The sequence below is a fragment of the Rhodococcus sp. P3_B8 genome, assembly GCF_056402775.1.
The window spans coordinates 1-4,108 of sequence record NZ_JBFUGT010000448.1 but is presented as its reverse complement, the minus strand read 5'-3'; the positions used below and the strand labels follow the sequence as shown (position 1 = coordinate 4,108).

Here is a 4,108-nt window from a genome sequence, read left to right as displayed (position 1 = left end):
GACGTGTACTACCCGGCGTTGATCTCATCGAAGACGGTCGTGATCACCGAGGGCATCGCCGAGGTACGCCCGCACAGTATCGTCGCGGGCGACGGGGCTGAGCGGGCGGTGGACGCGATCATCTACGCCACCGGATTCCACGTCACCGACGGCTTCGACAATGTCGACCTCACCGGGGTCGAGGGCCGACGCCTCGCCGACGAATGGGAGGAACACGGGATCCGCACCCACCTCGGTATCACCGTCGCGGGTTACCCCAACGCGTTCTTCCTCTTCGGCCCCAACACCGGGCTCGGTCACAATTCGGTGGTCTTCATGATCGAGTCGCAGATTCGTTATGCACTGGAGTTGATGGATCTCGTCGACCGGCGCGGCGCCGATTCCGCGGCCGTCCGGCCCGCCGTGCAGAGCCGCTTCAACACCGACATCCAACGGAAACTGGCAAAGGGCGTGTGGTCCACCGGCGGGTGCGTGAGCTGGTACCTGGACTCGCACGGCGTCAACCGCACTATCTGGCCGGGTTCGACCGTGCGCTACTGGCGACGGACGCGGTCGGTCGAACCGGCGGACTTCGAGTTCACACCCGGCTGAACGGCGGGGGCGTCACTCCGTCGACGAGATGGCTTCCCCAGAGGTCCATCCCGGTGATCCGGGCGGTGGCCGTGCCATCCGGGCCCGTGATCTGCAGCTCGGTGCCCGCGGACAGGTCGGCATCGGCGCCGAGGACGTCGGTCAGGGTGCGTACGCGGCCGTGCCAGACGTACCGACCGCTGATGGGTTCGAAGTTTCCCGCCAACTGGACCTGCACGGTCACGGCAGGACGGTCGCCGACGACGACGTCGGCGGGGCCGCGGTAGCCCTCTTCTTCTTCCTCGTGTTCGTTCACACAGGCGAGTTTACCTGTAACTGATAGTTACACAAGAAACGTTCGGCGCTAGTCGGCCTCGGCCGCAGGCGGGCGCAGCGGGTGCGGGATCGCATTGAATCGCGCGGGCGAGCCGTTGACGGCGGCGATACCGGTGACGCCACCCCAGGTCATCATCGTCAGGTAGTTGATCAGATCCTCGACCGACATGGACCGGTTGGAGATCCACCAGTGCGTCGCCAGCTGCACACCGCCGACGATTCCGTACGCCCAGGGGACGGCGCCGCCGGAGTCCATCTCCATCTGCCGCAGCCGCTCGCCGAGAACCGTGGAGAGCACCTCCGCGATCATCCGTTCCGAGTCCGCGACCGTTTCGCGGCCCGGGCCGGAGCCGTTCGCCATGATGTACAGGTAGACGTCGGGATCCGACGCCACCGTCTCGACGTACGCCGTGATGGTGGCGCGGGTCAGCTCGAAGTCGTCGAGGTCGCCGCCGATGGCCTCGTAGATCCGCGGGGCGAGTGTGGTCTCCACGTAACGCGCCATGGTCGCGTTCGTCAGATCGCTCTTGTCCGCGAAATAGCGGTACAGCACCGTCTTGGAGACACCGATCTCGGATGCGATCTCGTCCATGCCGATGTCGCGTCCACGCAAGCGAATGGCGGCGATCGTTCCGTCGACGAGTTCTTCTCGGCGCGCGATCTTGTGCTCACGCCAGCGGCGCTTGCGCCCATCGGGCTTTGCCGCCTTGTCCAGCTTCGTCATCGACTCGGTCACCTGCTCAGGATCCTTCACGTCGTCGTTCGCCACTGAGTCTCTTCACATCCGTTTCGTGTCGCGATCTCCTGTCAGCTTAGTGCTCCGGTCTTGTCGCACGGCACAACGCCGTCTGTGCGGGCGCGCGTCCAGCGGCTGGGTTGCCGCCTTCCCGCCGTCCTTGGGCACAATGGCGTCTGTGGATCAACTGAGCCTTTCCGCCTTCGACGACGACGCGAAGCGTCGCGATCTCCGCAAGATGAAGGCTGTCGCGACGGGCTTTCTCGTGTTCGCCACCGTGGTGTACCTCGTGTGCAGGTGGCAGGAATCGCGGGGCGCGGGGGCGTGGGTCGGCTACGTGCGGGCCGCGTCCGAGGCAGGCATGGTCGGTGCGCTGGCCGACTGGTTCGCGGTGACGGCCCTGTTCCGGCATCCGCTCGGATTGCCGATCCCGCACACCGCGATCATCAAGCGCAAGAAGGACCAGCTGGGGGCGAGCCTCGGCAACTTCGTCGGCCAGAACTTCCTCGCCCCCGAGGTGGTGTCCGCCAAGGTGGAGGCCGCGGAGATCCCGCTGCGGCTGGGCAGGTGGATGGCGCAGCCCAAGCACGCCGCGCGTGTCGCTGCCGAGACGGCCACCATCCTGCGCGGCTTCGTCGAGATCCTGCGCGACGAGGACGTGCAGCAGATCATCGACAGCACCCTGGTGCGCAGGCTGGCCGAGCCCCAGTGGGGGCCGCCGATCGGGCGCGTACTCGGCGAACTCCTGCGCGAGAACCGGCAGTTGCCGATCCTGGATCTGCTCGCCGAGCGGGCGCACCAGTGGGCGCTCGGGAGTCAGGAGACCATCGACCGGATCGTCAGCCGCGATTCGCCCGCCTGGTCGCCCAAGTTCGTCGACGCCATGCTCGGCGAGAAGATCCACCGGGAGCTCGTCGAATTCACCTGGAAGGTGCGATCCAACCCGGAGCACGAGGTGCGGCAGGCGGCCAACCGCTTCCTCGTCGACTTCGCCGACGACCTGCAGAACGACCCCGCGACCATGGAGAAGGCCGAGAAGATCAAGGCCGAGATCATGGGGCGCGAGGAGGTGACCGGTCTCGCTGCGGCTACGTGGACGGTCGCCAAGCGCCTGATCATGGAATCCGTCGACGACCCGAACAGCACGCTGCGCACGAAGGTCGCGGAGAACGTCGTGCGATTCGGTGAGCGGCTGCGCGACGACCACGAGCTGAGGGCCAAGGTCGACGGGTGGGTGCTCGCCGGCACGCGCTACGTCGTCGTCCACTACACCGACGAGATCACCGCGATCATCTCCGACACCGTCGAGCGCTGGGACGCCGAGGAGGCGTCCAAGAAGATCGAACTGCAGGTGGGACGGGATCTCCAGTTCATCCGCATCAACGGCACCGTGGTCGGGTCGATCGCGGGGCTGCTGATCTACACGTTCTCGACGTTGCTGTTCGGCTGACATCGGCCTCGGCGGAGGGTCCGCTAGCTGGGTGCTAACAGAGTGCTTGCAATTGCTAGCACCCTGCTTTAGGCTTGGTTCTGCCCAGCAACACGGAGGACTGATGGCAAGCGATGATCGCGACGCAGCCGGTGCAGGAGATCTGGCAGCTCGCGTAGTCAGCAACGCCGCTCACGACATCGGAGGTTTCATTCGTGCCCAGCGCGAAGCGGCCCAGGTGTCGATGCGGCAGCTGGCGCAGCTGGCCGGTGTCAGTAATCCGTATCTGAGTCAGATCGAACGTGGGTTGCGCAAGCCCTCGGCCGAGGTGCTTGGGCAGATAGCCAAGGGTCTCCGGGTGTCGTCGGAGGTCCTGTACGTCCAGGCGGGTTACCTCGAGCAGCGGCCACACGGTCCCCTCCGYGACGCTCTGCTCGCGGATACGGCCATTACCGAGCGGCAGAAGCAAGTGCTGCTCGAGATCTACGAGTCGTTCTGTCGTGAGAACGAATCGGCGGAAGCGGCCGAATCCCGGACGTCCGAGCTTCGGACAGAAGAACACCAGCGTTCTGATTCCCAGACGCCGGAACCAGAACCCCCCACCGTTGAACAGGAGAAAGCCGATGACTGACCAGAAGACCATCGACAGCGTCAAGACCTCGCTGTACGCGGCCGTAGGCGCCGGCGACGTCGTCGTGCAGGCCGTGGCCGACGTCGTCGCCCAGGTCCGCTCGCGCGCCGAGTCCACCCAGGGCGACGTCGAGGAGCGTGTCGGCGGCGCCAAGGAGCGCATCGCCGGACTCCAGGAAGAGGTCACCGAGGGTGTCGAGAACCTTCGCGACCGCCTCGCCGGACTGCCGTCCGAGCTGCCCGAGGAGCTTGCCGAGCTGCGTGAGAAGTTCACCGCCGACGAGCTGCGCAAGGTCGCCGAGGCCTACCTGAAGGTCGCCTCCGACCTGTACACGTCGCTCGCCGAGCGCGGCGAGGACACCGTCGAGCGCATCCGCAAGCAGCCGGTCGTCGAGGAGGGCATCGGC

At 66.2% G+C, this 4,108-nt stretch carries 4 protein-coding genes and 2 pseudogenes; 4 read left to right on the top strand and 2 right to left on the bottom strand.

Features of this window, described 5'->3' with window-relative positions; translation table 11 throughout:
- A pseudogene (locus AC1D1G_RS42605) lies at window positions 1-591 on the top strand (4-hydroxyacetophenone monooxygenase); the annotation flags it as partial.
- On the opposite strand, the gene AC1D1G_RS42600 reads toward AC1D1G_RS42605, so the two are convergent.
- Both AC1D1G_RS42600 and AC1D1G_RS42595 read right to left on the bottom strand, forming a co-directional pair.
- A complete protein-coding gene (locus AC1D1G_RS42600) occupies window positions 578-886 on the bottom strand; it encodes a DUF4873 domain-containing protein (protein ID WP_283330990.1) in 309 nt (102 codons plus the stop codon). The pseudogene AC1D1G_RS42605 and the gene AC1D1G_RS42600 overlap by 14 nt on opposite strands.
- A 48-nt stretch (window positions 887-934) precedes the next feature.
- Window positions 935-1,675, bottom strand: coding sequence for a TetR/AcrR family transcriptional regulator (locus AC1D1G_RS42595; protein WP_283330991.1), 741 nt, complete (start codon window positions 1,673-1,675; stop codon window positions 935-937).
- A 145-nt stretch (window positions 1,676-1,820) separates the two neighbouring features.
- Here AC1D1G_RS42595 and AC1D1G_RS42590 point away from each other — a divergent pair, with 145 nt between their 5' ends.
- The 3 genes and pseudogenes from AC1D1G_RS42590 to tadA all read left to right on the top strand — a co-directional run.
- Window positions 1,821-3,092 (top strand): DUF445 domain-containing protein, encoded by a 1,272-nt coding sequence (locus tag AC1D1G_RS42590; RefSeq protein WP_280779852.1) that lies wholly within the window; start codon window positions 1,821-1,823, stop codon window positions 3,090-3,092.
- Window positions 3,093-3,195: 103 nt separating this feature from the next.
- Entirely contained in the window at window positions 3,196-3,702 is a 507-nt protein-coding gene (locus AC1D1G_RS42585; RefSeq protein ID WP_005261063.1) for a helix-turn-helix domain-containing protein, read from the top strand.
- Window positions 3,695-4,108, top strand: a pseudogene (tadA, locus tag AC1D1G_RS42580) (major lipid droplet protein TadA); the annotation flags it as partial. The gene AC1D1G_RS42585 and the pseudogene tadA, both read left to right, overlap by 8 nt.